At 66.2% G+C, this 17,797-nt stretch carries 19 protein-coding genes, 1 pseudogene and 1 riboswitch; of the genes and pseudogenes, 7 read left to right on the top strand and 13 right to left on the bottom strand.

Annotated features, from left to right (window positions below; genetic code table 11):
* Nucleotides 1–54: 54 nt before the first annotated feature.
* Nucleotides 55–729, top strand: a complete 675-nt coding sequence (locus tag RI032_RS08205; RefSeq protein WP_099559723.1) for an Ivy family c-type lysozyme inhibitor — start codon at nucleotides 55–57, stop codon at nucleotides 727–729.
* A 60-nt stretch (nucleotides 730–789) separates the two neighbouring features.
* Here RI032_RS08205 and RI032_RS08200 read toward each other — a convergent pair whose 3' ends face one another.
* The 5 genes and pseudogenes from RI032_RS08200 to RI032_RS08180 form a co-directional block, all read right to left on the bottom strand.
* Nucleotides 790–1,164 (bottom strand): hypothetical protein, encoded by a 375-nt coding sequence (locus RI032_RS08200; protein WP_322548113.1) that lies wholly within the window; start codon nucleotides 1,162–1,164, stop codon nucleotides 790–792.
* 490 nt (nucleotides 1,165–1,654) lie between these two features.
* Nucleotides 1,655–2,686, bottom strand: a complete 1,032-nt coding sequence (gene arsB / locus RI032_RS08195; protein WP_322548112.1) for an ACR3 family arsenite efflux transporter — start codon at nucleotides 2,684–2,686, stop codon at nucleotides 1,655–1,657.
* Nucleotides 2,687–2,699: 13 nt separating this feature from the next.
* Nucleotides 2,700–3,203: an arsenate reductase ArsC gene (locus tag RI032_RS08190; protein WP_241883578.1), complete on the bottom strand. Its 504-nt coding sequence runs from the start codon at nucleotides 3,201–3,203 to the stop codon at nucleotides 2,700–2,702.
* An 84-nt stretch (nucleotides 3,204–3,287) separates the two neighbouring features.
* Nucleotides 3,288–3,659, bottom strand: a pseudogene (locus RI032_RS08185) (GNAT family N-acetyltransferase); the annotation flags it as partial.
* Between the two features lies 1 nt (nucleotide 3,660).
* Nucleotides 3,661–3,990, bottom strand: a complete 330-nt coding sequence (locus RI032_RS08180) for an ArsR/SmtB family transcription factor (RefSeq protein ID WP_049454280.1) — start codon at nucleotides 3,988–3,990, stop codon at nucleotides 3,661–3,663.
* 17 nt (nucleotides 3,991–4,007) lie between these two features.
* Here RI032_RS08180 and arsH point away from each other — a divergent pair, with 17 nt between their 5' ends.
* Entirely contained in the window at nucleotides 4,008–4,736 is a 729-nt protein-coding gene (gene arsH, locus RI032_RS08175; RefSeq protein WP_322548111.1) for an arsenical resistance protein ArsH, read from the top strand.
* A gap of 23 nt (nucleotides 4,737–4,759) precedes the next feature.
* Here the strand turns inward: arsH and RI032_RS08170 are convergent, their stop codons facing one another.
* From RI032_RS08170 to RI032_RS08160, 3 genes are all read right to left on the bottom strand, one after another.
* Nucleotides 4,760–5,446 carry a L,D-transpeptidase family protein gene (locus tag RI032_RS08170; RefSeq protein ID WP_043034949.1) on the bottom strand — a complete coding sequence of 229 codons (687 nt, stop codon included), beginning with the start codon at nucleotides 5,444–5,446 and terminating at the stop codon, nucleotides 4,760–4,762.
* A 157-nt stretch (nucleotides 5,447–5,603) separates the two neighbouring features.
* Nucleotides 5,604–5,876 (bottom strand): hypothetical protein, encoded by a 273-nt coding sequence (locus tag RI032_RS08165; protein WP_010487149.1) that lies wholly within the window; start codon nucleotides 5,874–5,876, stop codon nucleotides 5,604–5,606.
* Between the two features lie 212 nt (nucleotides 5,877–6,088).
* Complete coding sequence (locus RI032_RS08160) at nucleotides 6,089–7,039, bottom strand: DUF2268 domain-containing putative Zn-dependent protease (protein ID WP_322548110.1); 951 nt, start codon at nucleotides 7,037–7,039, stop codon at nucleotides 6,089–6,091.
* Between the two features lie 206 nt (nucleotides 7,040–7,245).
* Here RI032_RS08160 and RI032_RS08155 point away from each other — a divergent pair, with 206 nt between their 5' ends.
* The 5 genes from RI032_RS08155 to RI032_RS08135 all read left to right on the top strand — a co-directional run bounded on the left by RI032_RS08155 (nucleotide 7,246) and on the right by RI032_RS08135 (nucleotide 10,746).
* Nucleotides 7,246–7,821: an OmpO family porin gene (locus RI032_RS08155; RefSeq protein ID WP_004134798.1), complete on the top strand. Its 576-nt coding sequence runs from the start codon at nucleotides 7,246–7,248 to the stop codon at nucleotides 7,819–7,821.
* Nucleotides 7,822–7,942: 121 nt separating this feature from the next.
* Complete coding sequence (locus RI032_RS08150; RefSeq protein WP_322548109.1) at nucleotides 7,943–8,710, top strand: helix-turn-helix transcriptional regulator; 768 nt, start codon at nucleotides 7,943–7,945, stop codon at nucleotides 8,708–8,710.
* Nucleotides 8,711–8,778: 68 nt separating this feature from the next.
* A complete protein-coding gene (locus RI032_RS08145) occupies nucleotides 8,779–9,147 on the top strand; it encodes a VOC family protein (RefSeq protein ID WP_010487140.1) in 369 nt (122 codons plus the stop codon).
* A 123-nt stretch (nucleotides 9,148–9,270) separates the two neighbouring features.
* Nucleotides 9,271–10,245, top strand: a complete 975-nt coding sequence (locus tag RI032_RS08140) for a Dyp-type peroxidase (RefSeq protein ID WP_322548108.1) — start codon at nucleotides 9,271–9,273, stop codon at nucleotides 10,243–10,245.
* A gap of 84 nt (nucleotides 10,246–10,329) precedes the next feature.
* The gene (locus RI032_RS08135; protein ID WP_043400701.1) at nucleotides 10,330–10,746 is read left to right on the top strand and encodes a hypothetical protein; all 417 of its coding nucleotides are present in this window, start codon (nucleotides 10,330–10,332) and stop codon (nucleotides 10,744–10,746) included.
* Between the two features lie 106 nt (nucleotides 10,747–10,852).
* On the opposite strand, the gene pnuC is transcribed toward RI032_RS08135, so the two are convergent.
* The 5 genes from pnuC to RI032_RS08110 form a co-directional block, all read right to left on the bottom strand.
* The gene (gene pnuC, locus RI032_RS08130; RefSeq protein WP_019338380.1) at nucleotides 10,853–11,422 is read right to left on the bottom strand and encodes a nicotinamide riboside transporter PnuC; all 570 of its coding nucleotides are present in this window, start codon (nucleotides 11,420–11,422) and stop codon (nucleotides 10,853–10,855) included.
* A gap of 8 nt (nucleotides 11,423–11,430) precedes the next feature.
* Nucleotides 11,431–13,620: a TonB-dependent receptor gene (locus RI032_RS08125; protein ID WP_322548107.1), complete on the bottom strand. Its 2,190-nt coding sequence runs from the start codon at nucleotides 13,618–13,620 to the stop codon at nucleotides 11,431–11,433.
* Between the two features lie 70 nt (nucleotides 13,621–13,690).
* Nucleotides 13,691–13,786, bottom strand: a riboswitch (TPP riboswitch).
* Between the two features lie 43 nt (nucleotides 13,787–13,829).
* Complete coding sequence (locus tag RI032_RS08120) at nucleotides 13,830–14,954, bottom strand: phosphotransferase enzyme family protein (RefSeq protein WP_322548106.1); 1,125 nt, start codon at nucleotides 14,952–14,954, stop codon at nucleotides 13,830–13,832.
* Nucleotides 14,955–15,082: 128 nt separating this feature from the next.
* Nucleotides 15,083–15,490: a glycine zipper 2TM domain-containing protein gene (locus RI032_RS08115; RefSeq protein WP_005407617.1), complete on the bottom strand. Its 408-nt coding sequence runs from the start codon at nucleotides 15,488–15,490 to the stop codon at nucleotides 15,083–15,085.
* 247 nt (nucleotides 15,491–15,737) lie between these two features.
* Complete coding sequence (locus RI032_RS08110) at nucleotides 15,738–17,729, bottom strand: peptidoglycan-binding protein (protein ID WP_322548105.1); 1,992 nt, start codon at nucleotides 17,727–17,729, stop codon at nucleotides 15,738–15,740.
* Between the last annotated feature and the right edge of the window lie 68 nt (nucleotides 17,730–17,797).

Raw genomic sequence — 17,797 nt, 5'->3', positions numbered from 1 at the left:
AATCACGCGGCCGCCGATTCGGCGGATGCAGCGCAGATCAGACAAGGACACGGAATGAAGATGCGAATCACAGGGATGGCGATGATGGCCGCGCTGTTGGCAGCCTGCGGACAGGCACCGGAGAAGACTGGCGGGACTGCACCTGCTGCGGCGCCAGCGCCGACCACCGAAGCACCGGCCGCCACGGCCACCGTGGTCGAGAAGGAATCCTCCGTCGAAGACGGCGTGGATCCCGCGGTATGGGACAACGAAGGCGAACCGGAAGACCCGGCCGCCGGCGGCGAGCTCACCTGCGCGGACAATCCGCTGGCGACCCACTTCTTTACTCTGGTGGGCGGCAACACCGTGGATGACTGCGGCCGCAAGGACCCGAAGGTGCTGGCCGCGTTCGATGCGCTGATGAAGGGCACGCAGGACGCCGAATCCAGCGACAAGGACATTCCGTCGCTGCGCAAGCGCCTGTTGAGCGGACCCAGTGGCCCTGGCGAGCTGCTGGTGCTGCAGGGCGAGCCGTGGTGGTTCTACACCGCCTGCCAGGCCCACGATTGCCCCGGCACCGCGTTGGCGATGTTGTACTCGCCCGATCAGTCGAAGCTGGTCGGCCGTCTTACCGCGCGCTGCCGTGTGTGGTGGCTGGGCGAGCCGACGGCGGAACAGCGTGCGCAGATCGAACAGCGCCAGCCACTGCAGGATGCCGCGTTGAAGGAAGACAGCGTGCTCTGCGAGTGATGTGGCGCGCTCTGCAGCGCCGGGCCGTGCCCGGCGCTGCAGTGAGCGTTGTTCCCCGTATCACCCTTCCGGCCGCATGCGTGCGCTGACCTGTGCGGCCAGCGACAGACTGGCCATCATCAGGCCCTCCATCACGCGGTCGCCCACGTATTCCTCCTCGGGCCCGTTCTGGCGTACGCGCTCGGCAGCCAGCAGCATTTCCAGCGCCACGCGCAGCCCGGCCAACGCACAGTCCGCGTCGGCCAGCGCCATGCGGCGCCCTGGCATCTGATGACGTTCGGGCCAGGGCTGGCCGTCGGCGGCCGCGCCCTTGCCGATGCGGTCGAGCGTGGCGATGAAACCGTGCGGATCGTGCGGGTGCAGTGCTTCCGAGGGCGCGTCCGCGTTGGCGGGCACGTACTGCGCGCGCAGGCGGGAGAATTCGGGTGTGCTCATGGCAAGGGCTCCGTGCAGGACAGACGGTAACCGCCACATAGAGGTGGCGGGCGGAGACGTGGCTCGAAAACCGGGAGATCACGAACAAGACCGGCAGGCGCAAGGCCTCCACGCTCCGCCCGCCATAGCCGGCAGACGGAATGCCAGCCGGCGCCACGCGGGGTGACGCCGGCTGGCAAGCGCAAACAACGTTCGTGATCTAACGGGTTTTCGAGGCCCGGCCACCCATTTTCCGGCGGCCCACCATCTGTACCGCCGTCGCTGCGCAACGCCAATCAGAAGAGTTGCATTCAACGCTGGATCAAAGACGCTTTTGGCATTTTTGCATGCTGTTAAGCCGTCGCAGACGCAGGCGCCGCAACGTCCGTAGCGGCATGGGGAATATGCGACATGGGTCGAAGTTGATGACGTGGCGTACGGGCACTCCACCAGGCCGATGACGACAGTGCGGGGCAAAGAACGTAAATCGACTTCGGCGCACTCCGGTGTGTCAGTGCTCTTCGCGTCTCTCGTACCAGGCTTGAGTACGGTTCACGATCCGCACCACAGACAACATGACCGGCACCTCGATCAGTACACCCACCACCGTCGCCAGCGCAGCCCCCGAATGCACACCGAACAGTCCCACCGCGGTGGCTACCGCCAGTTCGAAGAAATTGCTGGCACCAATCAACGCCGAAGGGCCGGCCACGCAATGCGCCACGCCCAGGCGACGATTGAGCAGGTAGGCCAGGCCGGAAGTGAAATAGACCTGGATCAGGATCGGCACTGCAATCAGTGCGATCACCAGCGGCTGCTCCACGATATGTCGGCCCTGGAAGCCGAACAGCAGGACCAGTGTGAGCAGCAGCGCGCACAGCGAGACGGGCGCCAGCTGGCGAAGCACCCGCTGCAACGCCGCCTCGCCACGACGCATCAGTATCCAGCGCCGCAGCAACGCCGCCACCAGCACCGGCACCGCGATGTAGAGGCCCACCGACAGCAGCAGGGTATCCCACGGCACGGTGATCGCCGACAGGCCCAGCAGCAGTGCAACCACCGGCGCGTAGGCAACCACCATGATCGCGTCGTTCAACGCCACCTGGCTCAGGGTGAAGTTGGCATCGCCACGGCACAGGTTGCTCCACACGAACACCATGGCGGTGCAGGGCGCGGCCGCCAGCAGGATCAGCCCGGCGATGTAGCTGTCGATCTGTGCTGCGGGCAACCAGTCGGCGAAGGCGTGGCGCAGGAACAGCCAGCCCAGCAGTGCCATCGAGAATGGCTTCACCGCCCAGTTGATGAACAGCGTTACGCCGATGCCCTTCCAGTGCTGCTGCAACTGGCGCATCGCAGTGAAGTCGACCTTCAGCAGCATCGGGATGATCATCAGCCAGATCAGCAGTGCAACCGGCAGGTTGACCTTGGCCACTTCGGCGGAGGCCAGCACCGCGAAGGCATCGGGCAGGACATGGCCCAGCAGCGTGCCCATCGCAATGCACAGCACAACCCACAGCGTCAGGTGTCGCTCGAACAGGCTCATGGCAGTGGCACCGTCACTGCGCGCCGTCGGTCGGCAGCAGCCGGCCGATCCGGTCCAGCGCGTGCTGCAGCGCCGTGCGGTCGGACCACAACGATTCGGGCAGCGCGAGCAATGCACGCAGTCGCAGCTTCACGATGGCATGGGCCTGCGCGAATGCTGCGGCCTTGTCGGCATCGCTACCCGCGACGGCCGCCGGATCGGGCAGGCCCCAGTGGCTGCGGATGAAGTCACCGAACACCACTGGGCAAGCTTCGGCGGCCGCCGAATCGCATACGGTGATGACCAGGTCCATCGGGGCCGCGTCCACGAACTCATCCCACGATTTGCTGTGCAGCCCATCGATCGGCATGCCTTCGGCCTGCAACTGGGCCAGCGCGAAGGGGTTGATCTGGCCAGTGGGCTGGCTGCCCGCACTGAATGCGCTGAAGCGATCGCCGCCCCAGGCGCGCAGGGTGGCTTCAGCAAGCACGCTGCGGGCGCTGTTGCCGGTACAGAGGAAGAGGACATTGCGGGTCATGTGGCTTCCATGGTCAGTGAGTGGCTTGGACATGCAAAGCGCGCTGGCCGGGCAGAGACGAGTGAACTCGGCAGATCTGCGGATCGCCTCCGCTATCTGCGCGCGATCACATCCGGCATAGCCGTGCCGCGCGAACCACGTGCCTGCCGATGTTGTCAGCAGCACCAGTTCCCTGACCTGCATACGGCGGGCCATCTCTTCGGCCGTTGCCAGCAATGCGCGTCCAAGGCCGGTGCCGCGTCGGTCATCAGACACCACCAGGGAGCGGAGCAGCGCCGAGGCGCCGAAAGCCTGCAATCCAACGGCGCCCACGGGGACGCCGTCGAGGTCTGCGACGAAAAACACGACCTTGCTGCTTTCCAGATCGGCCACGGGCAACTGCGCCTGCTGCAGAAGGTCTCGGATGGAGGACAGGTCGTCGCGTGTGCCGGCACGAATCACGGGGTCTGGCTTCATCTCAGCACCTGCATGCCGGTTCGCTCACCGCGCACCGCTCGTCCGGCGAGCCCGCGCAGCAGTTGTGCGTCAGGTACTCGATCAAGCCGTTCATGGCATCGAAGTTGGCCCGATAGCAGACATGGCGGCCCTGGCTTTCGCTCTCCACCAGCCCGGCCTGCACCAGCTCCTTCAGGTGGAAGCTGAGCGTGGCCGGCGGCACGCGCAGGGCCGTGGCGATGTCGCCTGCCATGCGCCCTGCCGGGCCAGCCTCCACCAGCAGGCGGAAGGCAGCCAGGCGGGTGGCATGGCCGAGGGCGGTGAGGGCGGCGATTGCATTCGACGTTTCCATATTTCTAGAATAGTCGAATGAATAAGCCAATCACAAGCCCTGACCTGCCCAATCTGGTGGAATCGTCATTGCCCCAGCCCAATCATCACCAGCTCGCCGCGGCAGATCTGGGGCCGCCACGCATCCTCCTGCTCTACGGCTCGCTGCGGCCGCAGTCGTTCAGCCGCAAGCTGGCGCTGGAAGCCGAGCGATTGCTGCGCCATCTGGGGTGCGAAACCCGCATGTTCGATCCGCATGCGCTGCCCATGCTCGACAGCGTGGACACGAGCCATCCTGAAGTGCAGCGGTTGCGTGCGTGGTCGCAGTGGTCGGAAGGCCAGGTCTGGGTCAGCCCCGAGCGGCATGGCACGGTCACCGGCGTGTTCAAGAACCAGATCGACTGGTTGCCGCTGGAAGATGGCAGCGTGCGGCCCACGCAGGGCAGGACGCTGGCGGTGATGCAGGTGAGCGGCGGCTCGCAGTCGTTCAACACCGTCAATACGCTACGCGTGCTCGGCCGGTGGATGCGCATGCTGACCATCCCCAACCAGTCATCGGTGGCCAAGGCCTGGCAGGAATTCGATGACGATGGGCGCATGAAGCCCTCGCCGTACTACGACCGCGTGGTGGATGTGATGGAGGAGCTTGTGAAGTTCACGCTGCTGACGCGAGGGCGGTCGGACTACCTGGTGGACCGCTACAGCGAGCGGAAGGGCGACGCGCATGCCGCAGCATTGGCGCGGGCTGCAGGGGCTGCGGCTTCCTGAATTCCAATCTGCCGACGAGCGTATTACTTGCTTGCGCGCCGCGCGCCCTTCTCGTCTTCGTCCTTCGCATCCCCGCGGCTCTGCGCGAACTCCGGGAAGGTCTTCGCGATCGAATCCTTGTCCGGCAGGATGTAGAACACGCCGCCCTTCTCGAACATGGGCTGCACGATCTGCCCGTAGAACGCGGGCGAGACATTGATGCAACCGTGGGTGACGCGGTTGTCGTCCGGCGTGGGCGATGCCAGTCGTTCGGCACGCTTTTCCTTCGGGCTGCCCGGCGGCAGCGGGTGCATTGAAACCGCGGAATCGTAATCCACCCACAGCACGCGCCCGGCATCGTCGGAGGGGCCGTAGCCACCGATGAAGCGGCCGGCCGGCGTGGTGCGGTCGTGGCCGGGAATCGCGCTCAGTGCGAGCTTGGCGACGCCGGGTGCGGAATGATCGCCGATAGCCGAACCGAACAGCGCCGGTGCCGCGCCACGCAGCTTGCCGTCGCCGCTGAAGATCAGAACCTGCGCCGCCGCCTTGTCCATGACTGCGAACGGATAGCCCTGGTTGTCCTTGCTGGCGACGACCCAGCCGGCCAGCTCGATCACCGTTTCGGACACGCTCTGGTCAGCCGGAAGTTCATCAACGGCGGCTACCGGTGATGCAGGTGCGTCCTTGTCCCTGGCGTTGGCTACGCCGCTGCACGCAACGACCAGTGCCATGGCCAGTGCGGCATGGAGGGCGCGGCGTGCAGGGGAGGAGTAGGTACGAATGGGACGGCTCCTTGCAATGCAGTCTTGGGTGGAAGGACGCCAGTGGCCGGCGAAGGCCACTGGTTCCCGATACAGAGATGGATCAATTCAAGCAGTGAGGGAGCGATTACCCGCGCGGCTTGCGGCCGGCCGGTGCCCTTTCAAGCTGCTGCACGCGGCCTTCGATCTGGTCCAGACGCTGGTTGGCCTGCTGTGCGGACTGGTTGGCGGATTCCGCACTCTGCGCAGCACCCTGCACCTTGACGTCGAGCTGATCGAGACGCGAGTTGATGGTTGCAAACTCGTTCTTGTAAGAGGCGCAGGCGCCAAGGCTGACGGTGGCGATGAGCGCTACAGCAAGTGCGCGGGCCGTCTTCATGTGTTGCGGGTTCAGGTTCATTGCACTCCCTCCTTCGTCTGGGGAAGCTGGAATATAGCGGCGTTTGTTCCCGTCGCTACCAAGCGCTTTCAGCTGGAATTTGAGTACGTGGATGGGCTGTGAAGGCCTGTAAATCAACAAACCTTAACAAGCGGGATCAGGCGAGCTGATCTGCGCCGGCCAAGCGCCTTGTGCCTGTTCAATATCACCCATTCACCAGCATGAAGCCGGCATCACGGTATCTGCGCCTGCGCGCTTTCGCCTGCTCCGCACGCAGGTTGCCATCCACTTGCTTCCAGCAGCGCTGCAGCGTTTCCAGGCTGGACATTCAGCAGTTCGGCGATGGCGTTGCGCGTGTCCGGCGCGCGCGCAACGTAGGCATGGGCAATGCGGTAGCCGATCCAGTAGCCGAGATCTCCACGGCGCGCATCGTCGCCGGGGCCGTTGTACAGCCACCTCGAAAGATCGGTGCCCATGCTGTCCTGCAGGAACGCGCGCTCCAGCGCACACTCACGACCCTGCGTCCAACGCTGCAGATGCGCGTTGGCCGGTTGCCCGGAGATCCGTTCGGCCACGTACTCGGCGCCGCCTTCCAGCAGCGTCTGATAGAGCAGGGTGGGCTGCTCGACCTCCACACGTGCACCAGGCTGTTGCACGTGCACATACTCATGGGCGATCAGATGCACGAAGCGATCACTCACATCGGCCTGCATCCAGTCGGCGTTGCACAGCGCTTCCAGGCCGATGACCACGCCTGCTTCGGTGATCACGCCACCACTGTTGCCGCGGCCCACCAGTACGGTGACCGGGGGAAAGCGCGCAGACGGCAACAAGGCGCCCAGCTGATCGACGGCAGCGGCGACGCGCGTGCGGATCGATGGCAATGCGGTCGCGCAGGTTCTCGCTTTCGCAAACAATGCCGGCTTGTCCTGGATGGCACTGGCCAGCCGCTCCATCGAGCCGATACGGCTGTCGGTGAAGCTGCGCAGGGCATCCGTACCCGCATCCAGATAGCCGTGTTGCAGTTCATCGGCGCTTGGGCGCCCTTGGTTGGCGTCCATCACCTTGAAGAAGCGCGTGACATCGTCTGTCTGCACGACGATGTGCCCGGCAGAAACGATGCGCTCAGCCGCCTGTGCCTGCAGCAGCGCGACCGGCGAGGCGATCAGGATCAGTGCCCACATCAAGCATCGAGCGTGGTGCGTATAAGAAGCCGGCAGCGGTGCCATGCAGAGTTCCCTGAACGCCAGCCTTATTTACACACCAGTCAGTTCAATATTCAGGGTTGATTAGACCCCCTAACGGATAATTCACACCTGTCGACCGCCTCCTTTCTCTCCCCCTCCCGGGAGGCGGTCGACGAAACCAAAATAATTAAAGGTGTGTCCCGATGAACAAGAATTCGCTGCTTGCCCTGGGTCTTCTGGCTGCTCTGCCGTTCGCTGCATCGGCAACCGATGGCCTGTCGTACAACTACGTTGAAGGCGGCTACGTGAACACCGATGCCAAGGGCGGCGACGCCGATGGCTGGAAGGTGAAGGGTTCCGTTGCGGTGCACCCGAACTTCCACGTCTTTGGCGACTACAGCGCCCAGGAAACCGACAAGTTCAAGAATGACGTCGATCAGTGGCGCCTGGGTGTCGGCTACAACTACGGCATCGCACCGAACACCGATCTGGTGGCCCGTGTTGCGTACCAGAAGTACGACGAGAAGCGCGGCCTGGACTTCAACGGCTACTCCACTGAAGTGGGCGTGCGCACCGCGTTCAACCCGTACGTGGAAGGCTACGTGATGGCCGGCTACGAAGATTTCAGCAAGAAGCACGGTTACAACCCGGACGGCGAGTTCTACGGCCGTGTCGGCGCCACCGCCAAGTTCAACCAGAACTGGGGCCTGAGCGGCGAAGTGAAGCTGGCCAAGGCCGGCGACCGCGAGTGGTTCGTGGGCCCGCGCTTCACCTGGTAACAAACGCCTGTCGTTAGTGCGTGTTGTGCTGGCGTGTGACTCTCTCTCTCCCACACGCCAACCGAAGCCCGGCCTCGCGCCGGGCTTCACTTTTATGGGCCCTGTAGCGCGACAATGCGGCATGGGCGACTCTTCCCCCCTCGCAGGTACTGGCACGGCCTACCAGGAGCATCCGGCGCCTGCGCCGCTGCGCGGCCACTTTGGCCAGCTGTGGCAGAGCCAGCTTCCTGCCGATGCCGATGGGCACATCACCGTACTGCCCGATGGCTGCGTGGATATCCTCTGGCGCGACGGTGGGTTGTTCGTGGTCGGCCCGGACCGCGTGGCCGCGCACCCGGCGCTGGCACCCGGTGCGCAGGTGCTGGGGGCACGCTTTCGTCCCGGCCAGGCATTGGCCGCGCTGGGCCTGCCCCTGGCCGAGATCATCGGCCAGGCCGTGCCACTGGCCGATCTGAAGGGCGCGTGGGCGAGCAAGGCGGCGGCCTCCATTGGTGACACCGCGCCTGCACAGCGCCTGCAGCGGATGGCGCACTGCCTGCAACAGCATATGGGTGCGTCCGCGCTCGATACCCCGGCGCAGCGTGCACATGCCCTGTTCCAGGCGCTCGCCATTGGTGACGCCACGCTGGACACGCTGGCGGCACGCCTGAGCCTGAGTCCGCGCAGCCTGCGGCGCTTCAGCCAGTCGCAGTTCGGCTACGGCACCAAGACGCTGGAGCGGATCCTGCGCCTGCAACGTTTTCTTCGCCACAGCCGCGCGCTGCCGCAGCACTCGCTGGCGATGCTGGCCGCCGAGGCCGGCTATGCCGACCAGGCCCATCTCAGTCGCGAGGCCCGTGAGCTGAGTGGCATGACCGCACGCGAACTGCGTCTGGAGTGGGGCCAATGATGGCCGTTTCGTTCAAGACCTCGATATCGCGCTGATTGAAGCTGGGGCTCCCACCACGGAGCCACGCCATGAGCCACGTCGCACCCCACGATGCCGAACGCCGCATCGACAACATCGAATTCAACGTCGCCGACATCGCCCGCAGCAAACGTTTCTACGGCGAGGTGTTCGGTTGGCACTTCACCGACTACGGGCCGGCCTACACCGAGTTCGACGATGGCCGCCTGAAAGGCGGCTTCGTGGCCGACGCGCCGGTGCGTGCCCACGGCGGGCCGCTGGTGATCCTCTACTGCGCGGACCTGGCCGATGCACAGCAGCGTGTGACTGCCGCTGGGGGCGAGGTGGTGCAGGCGGTGTTCGCGTTCCCTGGTGGCCGCCGCTTCCAGTTCCGCGATCTGGATGGCTACGAGTTGGCGGTCTGGAGTGACGTGGATTGAGGTCTTCGTACCTCCGCTGGTGGACGGAACGAGAACCGCTCCGTCCCCGGTCAGTCGGTTCCGCTATGATCGCCCGCACATCGCCACACGCGATGCGCCCGCCTCAAGCCAGCAGGAACCGCCGTGAACTCCCAGCCCGCACCGATCACCGCCCTCAACCACACGCTCGACAACGAGCCGCAGCAGATCACTGCGCCACTGACCCATTCGGCGGCGTTCCTGGTGCTGAAGGTGAAGGACGACGAGGCGTCGATCGCGAAGGCACGCGAGGTCCTGGCCAGCACCGATGACCTGATCAAGAACACCGCCATCCGCGAGATCGAGCGCACCTTCACCTGCAACGTGGCCATTGGTCACCGCGTGTGGAAGCCGCTGGTGGGCACCACGCCGCCGCATGAGCTGCAGCCGTTCCGCGAGATCAAGGGCGCGACCCACACCGCCGTGTCCACGCCCGGCGACCTGCTGTATCACATCCGCGCACGCACCATGGACCTGATCGTGGCGTTCGAGCGCAACCTGCTGATGGCCTTCGGCGATGCGGTGGAGACGGTCGATGACGTGGCCGGCTTCCGTTATTTCGATGGCCGCGATCTGCTCGATTTCGTCGATGGCACCGCCAATCCGGAAGGGCTGTCGCTGCCGGAAGCCACCATCGTGGGCGAAGAAGATCCCGAACATGCCGGTGGCAGCTATGTGGTGGTGCAGAAGTACCTGCACAACCTTGATGCCTGGCGCGCACAGAAGACCGAGGCGCAGGAAGCGATCATCGGCCGCACCAAGCACGACAACATCGAGCTGGATGATGCGCCGGCCGATGCACAGAAGTCGCACAAGACCCTGTGCACCATTGAAGACGCCGACGGCGAGCACGAGATCCTGCGCGACAACATGCCGTTCGCCAACCCGGGCCGTGGCGAGTACGGCACCTATTTCATTGGTTACACCCGCCGCCTGTGGGTGATCGAGAAGATGCTCGAGCGCATGTTCATCGGCAATCCCGCGCCGCTGCACGACCGCATCCTCGATTTCTCCACCGCCACCACCGGCGTGACCTTCTTCGCGCCCTCGCGCAAAGTGCTGGCCGATCTGGGCGATTGATCGCGCCGGGCAGCGGCGACCGCCATCTGCCTGTCATCTACCGCCCCGACCATCTGCTGTTGGATGCGAGTGCAGGAGCAGGTGATGGCCATGACAGGGAACAGAACCGGCATGCGCCGCTGGTGGCGGCCGCTGGCCGCGTTGTTCGGTGCGCTGGCACTGGGGAGCGCCGCGGTGTCCGCGCAGGAAGCTCCTGCACACTGGATGGCCTATGCCGCCGCCGTGGGGGGCCAGCTGCAGCAGCGCCTGCAGCAGGAGCAGGACCCGCAGGCGCAGCGCGTGCTGGAATGGCTGCAGGCACATCCGGACGCACCGACGCCGCTGCCGGTGAGCGTGTGGATCGCGGCGGATGGCCGCATCTCGAAGCTGGAATTCGACAGCCTGGGCGATGCCCAGGTTGACGCAGACCTGCGCGCGACCCTGCAGGCAGCGCCGTTGCAGGCGGCGCCACCGGCCGACATGCGCCAGCCGCTGCGGCTGGGCCTGGTGCTTACCCAGTAGATCCACACCATGCGTGGATATGCCTGGTAGATGCCGACCTTGGTCGGCAGGCACGCCAACCAAGGTTGGCAACTACCGGTGGCCCCCAGCCACGCATGGCGTGGCTCTACTGCGTTGCCACCTGCGGTTCACGCGCGGCCGCGCTCCATGCGCGCAGGCCGAACACGGCCAGGCCGAGGAAGAACACGTACAGCGCGGCGGTCACGTGCAGCGACTTGAACAGGTACGCACCCACATAGACCACGTCCACCGCGATCCACACCCACCAGCAGGCCACGTGGCGGCGTGCCTGCCACCACTGGCCGACCAGGCTCAGCGCGGTCAGCATCGCGTCCAGCCAGGGCAGTGCGGCATCGGTGAAGGTATGCATGGCCGCACCCAGCGCCACGCCACCACACAGGCCGATGGCCAGGTCGCGCAGCAGCTTGCCGCGCGCCAGCGGCACGATGCGGATGCTGCCCTCATCGGCGGCATGCTGCCGCCAGTTGAGCCAGCCGTAGACCAGGAAGCCACCGAAGGCGACCTGCAGCAGGGTGTCCGAGTACAGCTTGGCCTCGGCGAATACCAGCCCGTACAGCGTCACCGACAGCAGGCCCACCGGCCACGCCACCAGCCGGCGCCGGGCCATCAGCCAGACGCCAAGGATGCTGCACAGTGCGGCGGTCCACTCGAGCATCACGCCGCTCACAGCGCGAACGTCACCGACAGGCGGGCCTGTCGCGGTGCGCCGGGGAACAGGTAGTAGTCACCGCCGCTGCTGCCGGTATCGCGCCAGTAGAAGCGGTTGAACACGTTGTCCACCGACAGGTTCCAGGTCACCGCACGCTCGTGCAGGCGATGCTGGAAGCGCAGACCAGCGTCGAACACCGAGTAGTCCGGTGCGCGCACGCCGCCGTCGGCACGTGCGACGTTGGCACCGGCATAACGCCAGCCGCCAGTGACATCCAGGCCCTGCACGAACGGCAGCGCATAGGCCACATGCACGCTGGCCCGCACCTTCGGCACATTCACAAGCTGATGGCCTTCATAAGCCGGCGTGCCTGTGTCGCGCGCACGCGCCTGCAGCACGCTGGCACTGGCCACGATCTGCAATGCGTCGGTCAGCTGGCCGTTGGCGGTCAGCTCCAGGCCGGTGTGGGCCTGGGTGCCTTCCTCGACGAAGGTGTAGCCCACGTCGCTGTTGTCCGGCCTGGCGTACTGGTACGGCTGCGAAATGCGGAACACGGCCGCACCCAGGGTCAACGCCTCGACCGGTACGTACTTCACGCCCACTTCCAGCTGGCGCGACTGCACCGACGGCAGGAAGGTGTCGGCATTGCTGGTCCAGAACGGCGCTTCCTGGCCCAGCGAAATGCCGCGCACGTAACTGGCATAGGCGTTGAGCTGGTCGGTGGCCTTCCACACCAGCGCGGTCTGCGGCAGGAAGCGCGACAGGCGACTGTGGCGCTGCGGGGTGCCGCGCTTGTCGTAGGCCCGCTCGTCGAGGCGCACGAAGCGGCCACCGGCCAGCCACTGCCAGTCGTCACCGAAGCTGATCCGGTCCAGCGCGAAGAAGGCGGTCTGGCGGCTGTCCAGGCGACGTGCGGACGGGCCGGGCATCTTCGGCGACGGCTCGAACACCGGCACCGGTGCCTCGTGGATGTTGGTGGTGCCGACGTACTCGTTGACGCTGGGGCGCTTGTCCACGGTGCGGCGGAAGTAGTCGGCACCGAGGGTCAGCTCATGGCCGACGCTGCCGGTCTCGAAACGGCCGCGCAGCTCGGCACGGGCCTGCTGGTTGCGGCGGGTGTCGCCCGGGCTGCGGTAGTCGTAGACGTCGTAGTCGCCATTGGGCGCGAAGTAGTTGCCCGGCACGGTGCCATCGGCGCACTGCGTGGCGTAGTAGCAGCCGTAGGCGAAGGCGACGTTGTCGTCGATCACCGACCGGCTGTGGCCGACCGACACGCGCGACTGCCAGGCGTCATTGAAGTCGTAGGTGTGCAGTGCGGTGATGTTGGTGCTGGCGATATCCACCGGGCGCTGCCACGGCTGGTAGCCGAGCAGGTGCTCGCGGTCGACGCCGCGCGGCAGGTCACGCGCGCCCAGCAGCTGGTAGCCGGACACCGAACGCTGCGAGCTGGTCTGGTAGTTGGCATCCACTTCCAGCTTGCCGCGTTCGCCGATCAGCCAGTCGGCCGCCAGCGAGTAGAAATTGCGGCGGCCATCGGCGTGCTCGACATAGGAATTGCTGGAATCCCACGCGGCATTCAGGCGCAGGCCGAAGCGCGGGGTGATCCAGTGGCCGACATCGACGGCGAAGTAGCGCGAGCCTTCCGAATCGGTACCGAGCGTGGCGGTGCGCACTTCGGCCGGGCGCTTGCCGATGTAGTTGATGATGCCACCCGGTGCCATCACGCCTGCGGCCAGGCCGGCTTCACCCTTGAGGATCTCCACCGACTGCACGTTCTCCAGCGCCAGGCGCTGTTCGCCGGCGATGGACAGGCCGTTGAAGCGGTAGCCGGTGGCGGCGTCCAGCGCGAAGCCACGGATGGCGATGTTCTGGTAGTAGCCCACCGGCGCATACGCATCACCCAGCGAGGCATCGTTGCTGGCCAGCTCGGACAGCGAACGCACCTGGCGGCGATCGAGGTAGTCGCGCTCGAGCACGTTCACCGAGGCCGGCGTGTCCTTCCAGCTGCCGCCACCGAAGGCGTTCACGCGCGAGGTATCGGCCTTCGGTTTGCCGGCCTGCACGCGCACCGCTGCCAGTTCGGTCGGCGAGCGTTCGGCGCCATTGGCAGCCGCATCAGGGGACGCCTCGGCCTCGCTGGCGTGCAGCGGCAGCGCGGCGCAGAGGGCGAGGGAGAGCAGGGTGGGGCGAAGGCAGCGGTTCATTCGATTCGTCTTCGGACAACAAGGGAGACGAAGCGACGGCGCGCAGGTGCACCGGCCCATAACGGGGGTGTGGCTGCGGCTCAAAGCTCCCTACGCCGGTGCAAACCGGATCAGGTTCCAAGGGACTCTCTCAGCCTGGCAGATCCAGGCACCCCCGCTTCAGGTGACCATTTCACTACAAATGGTACGGATTTGCGAGCCGGCGCCCTTCAGGCTGCCGCGTGCAGGGCCTGCAGCAGTGCCTGTCCCGGCGCGCTGTGGAACCACGCCGGGTGCCCCAGCATGAAGGGCTGCCACGCCACGTCGGCATTCGCGGTCGAGCCGGTGACACCTTCGAAGTACTCCACTTCGGACAGTGCGAAGTCGAAATGGACCATCGGCAGCAGGTCGGCCAGCAGGTGCACGCGTGCCGCCGACAGCGGCAGTACCTGGCGGTAGCCGTCGAGCAGGGCCAGCGCGATATCGATGCGCACCGCCTCCATGCCGCGCTCCAGCTCCAGCCACGCCACCGCGTTGCGCTCGATCGCGGTGGCGAGGTCGAACAGTGCGCTGGTGGGCGAGGCCAGGCCGAAATCCAGCACGGTGCTGATCTGCCCATCGCGCCACAGCAGGTTGGAAACATGCCAGTCGTTGTGGGCCCACAGCCGCGGCTCGTCGCGCAGGCGCCTGGCCAGGCCGGCATGCCACGGCAACACGTCACGCTGCAGCTGCGCTTCCCACGGAGTGCGCGCGAGATAGCGGGCCAGCCCGGGGCGCTCGTGCAGCCCTGCCTTGATGGCCGCGACCGGATCGTCGGCGCGGATCAGATCGTCGCGCGCGACCAGCACATGGGTGCTGCGCTGCGCCGAGTGATAGCTGGCCGCAGCGCGGTGCAGCTGTGCGAGTGCGCGTCCGGCTTCACGGGCCTGCGCGATATCGGTCAGCAGCGACCACGACACCGCGTCGCGATACAGGTCCTCACCGACGCCAACCGCATGCAGCTCGAAGGTCCATTCGCCATGCTCGACGGCAGTGTGGCCATCGGTGGCCGGCAGCACCTGTACTACCGGCACGCCGGCGGCGGCGAGATGGGCGATGAAGTGGTGTTCTTCTTCCAGGCAGGCCGCACTGCGCACGCTGTGGTGGTGGCGCTTGATGAACAGCGCGCCGTCCACGCCGTCGACGATGGCGGCGGCCGACAGCGGTCGGGGGCTGTGCCAGCGCGGTTGGCTGTGCTCGCCCAGCTGCGGATAACGCCGGCGCAGCCACGCGATGTCCGCCGCGCTGATCGGTGGCCAGTCGGCAGCGACCTCGTCGTTGTTGAGGCCCTGCACGCGGTGGGAAGAAGAATTCATGCCGCAGCCCCGGTGGGGAAAGTCACATCCAAGGCTGCGCATTCAACGCCATGCACGCGGCCAACGCAAACGGGCGGGTCATCGACCCGCCCGTCCGTGCATCAGCTGCGGTGATGCTGCCGCGCTTCTTACCAGCCGCGATGGCGGCCGCGGTCGTGGTAGTAGCGGTTGTCGTAGTAGCGCTCGCGCTGCCAGCGACGATCGTTGCCACGGTCGTAGTAGCCGCTGCGGTAGTAGCCACGGTCGTAACGGCGATCGTAGCGGTCGTCGTAACGGCGATTGTCGTAGTAACGACGGTCGCGGCGGTCGGAGGTCGTCAGGTTGCCGATCGCCCCGCCGGCCACGGCGCCGCCCACGGTGGCGGCAGGATCGCCGTTGGAGAGCAGGTTGCCGGCCACGCCACCGACCACGGCGCCGACCAGGGTGCGCTTGTCCTTCCTCGACATCGCGCTGGCATCGCTGACCACGGCCACACCGGCCACCAGTGCCAGAGCCATCGCCAGACCACGGAAGCTGAGTGCGGAAGTACTGAGCATGTAAGTTCTCCTGTGAGGTGCATGCCACGCTGGGCAGGGAGGGCGCGGGGCGCCCCGGCTGCCGTGGTGTCCACGCTGGCGTTCCAACGTTGCCGGAACATTGCCTGGTCCACCGTGCGGCTTGCGCATTCATCTAGCGGCAGGTGGCATGAAGCGAGGCTGAAAGCGGCCTCGGCCGCTCAGCTGGCAGAAAGGGAAAAGGCCACGCGGACGTGGCCCCTCCCTTCTCTCCCAAGGCGCTGCGGGCTTAGATGCCCATCGCCTTCTGTGCCTGCCGGGCCTGCTCCTGCTGGGCATCCTGCTGCTGGTGCAGCACGTTGGGCGCACCCTGCACGGCACCACTGCTGAGCGCAAGGCTCTGCTCGCTGGCGGCACGGGTATCCACCGCCACGCGGCCGGCGGCGGGGTCACCGATCGTGCCCTGCACGGCAAACAGGCGCTCACCGTTCGGGCTCGGCACCACCGTGTCGATGCGCTGCAGGCCGGCGGCATGCGCCTCCTTGGTCAGGGCCGCAGCGGCGCTTTCCAGCGCGTGGCGATCCTTGAAGGTGCCTGCCGGCATCAGTTCCAGACCCTTGCTGGCCTGGATGAACAATGGATTGCGCGGGTGCCGCTCGTCGTTCAGCAACGGCCGTTCGCGGGCGTCCTTGATCGCCTCCAGGGTCTTCGCCCCGACAATGCCGTCGGCCACCAGGCCGTTGTCTTTCTGCAGCTGGCGCACCGCCGCGTCGGTGTTGCGGCCGAAGCGGCCATCCTCGACCAGCGGCTTGCCGTCGGCACCGACGTAGCCGAGGTGGCCCAGCTGCTCCTGCACCCTGCGCACGCCCTCGCTGTGCGCACCCTGCTTGTACAGTTCGGCGTGCGGGGTGGCAGCGGCCTTGTGCTCGGCCGCAGGCTTGCCCTGTGTCTGCTCGTGCGACTGGGTGCGGTTTTCCAGCAGGTCGCGCGCCTTGGACAGCGGATCGGAGGCGTACAGCTTCCAGTTCGGGTGCTCCTTCACCTGCTTGAGGTAGTCCTCGACCGGCATGGTGTGCACGCCCTTGCTGCCGGTGGACTGGCTGATCAGCAGCTTGTCGGTGTTGGGGTCGCGCACCACCATCACAATGTGGTCGATGCCGTTCCAGTGCTCATGGCGGGTCTTGGCCGTATCCAGGCCGATGATCATGCCTTCCTTCAGCGCATCGGGCTTCAGGATCGCGTCGCGGTCCAGCAGCACGCCGGACTGGTCGAACGCCTTGCGCACGATGCCGCCGGAACCCAGGTTGCCCAGGTCGATGCGATCAGCCTTGCTGAACACCGCATGCCCGGCCTTCTGGTTGATCTCGTCCATGGTCCGGTTCTGCAGCGTGCCGACCCAACCGGAACAGTCGATGTAACCCTGCTCCACGTTCTTGCCGGTCTTGCCCGGCACGTACAGCGCGTGACCCGGGATGTTGATGGCGTACTTGACGTGGTCGTACTTCACGCCGGCCTCGTAGGCGGCCTGCAGTTCGATGCCCGGCTTCGGCGCGGCAGCGGCTGTTGCGGTTGCCGCCAACGTGGCAGCACCGGCCGCTACGGCTGCGCTGACCTGTGCGGGCGCTGCCGCGGTCTGGCCCTGGCCCTGCGCCACCGCCTGCGGTTCGATGTTCTTTTCCGGAATGCTGATCGCCGCGTACTTGTGGATGTAGTAGCTGGAGAACGTCCGCGCCAGGTCGCCATCGTTCATGCCGCGCATCTCGGCCAGGGTGTGGCCGGTCAGCGCCTTCGCGTCGGAACCGATCTGGTTCAGCACGTTGCGGCGCATGTTGATCTCTTCGCCGTGGCTGTTGCGCACCACGCCGAAGGTGCCGGTGGCAATGGCGGTCTGCACCGAGCCATAGCCGGCGCTGCCCTGCTGGTGGGCCAGGTACAGGTCCAGGCCGGTGGGCGTGTTGCCACCGGACAGGTACGGGTTGCCGGTGCGCTCGTTGCGGCGCGCCATCGAGTCCAGGTTGTCCTGGTACATCTGCGCGGCCGCCTCGGTGTTGCGGGTGGGGTCGAACTCGTGGCCGGTCAGGTGGTACTGGCGCGCGGAGCCGGGCACGAACTGGAACAGGCCCTTGGCGCCGGACGAGGTGTTGTGGGCGCGCTCGTTGAAGGTGCCGCCCGTCTCGATGTGCGCGAAGCGCATGAAGTCATCGACCGGAATGCCTTTCTGCCGGGCGACCTGCTCGACGATGTCCAGGACTTCCTTTCTGCTGTAGTCATGCTGTGCCATGACGTTTTCCTCGGGGTTGATGGAGCGGCGCATGCCGCGAATCGCCAACCGGACTCATCCGTGAGTCA

It is taken from the genome of Stenotrophomonas geniculata, from assembly GCF_034508895.1.
GTDB classification, from domain to species: domain Bacteria; phylum Pseudomonadota; class Gammaproteobacteria; order Xanthomonadales; family Xanthomonadaceae; genus Stenotrophomonas; species Stenotrophomonas geniculata.
Note: the sequence above shows the minus strand (reverse complement) of the source record. Positions and strands in the feature narration are given on the sequence as shown.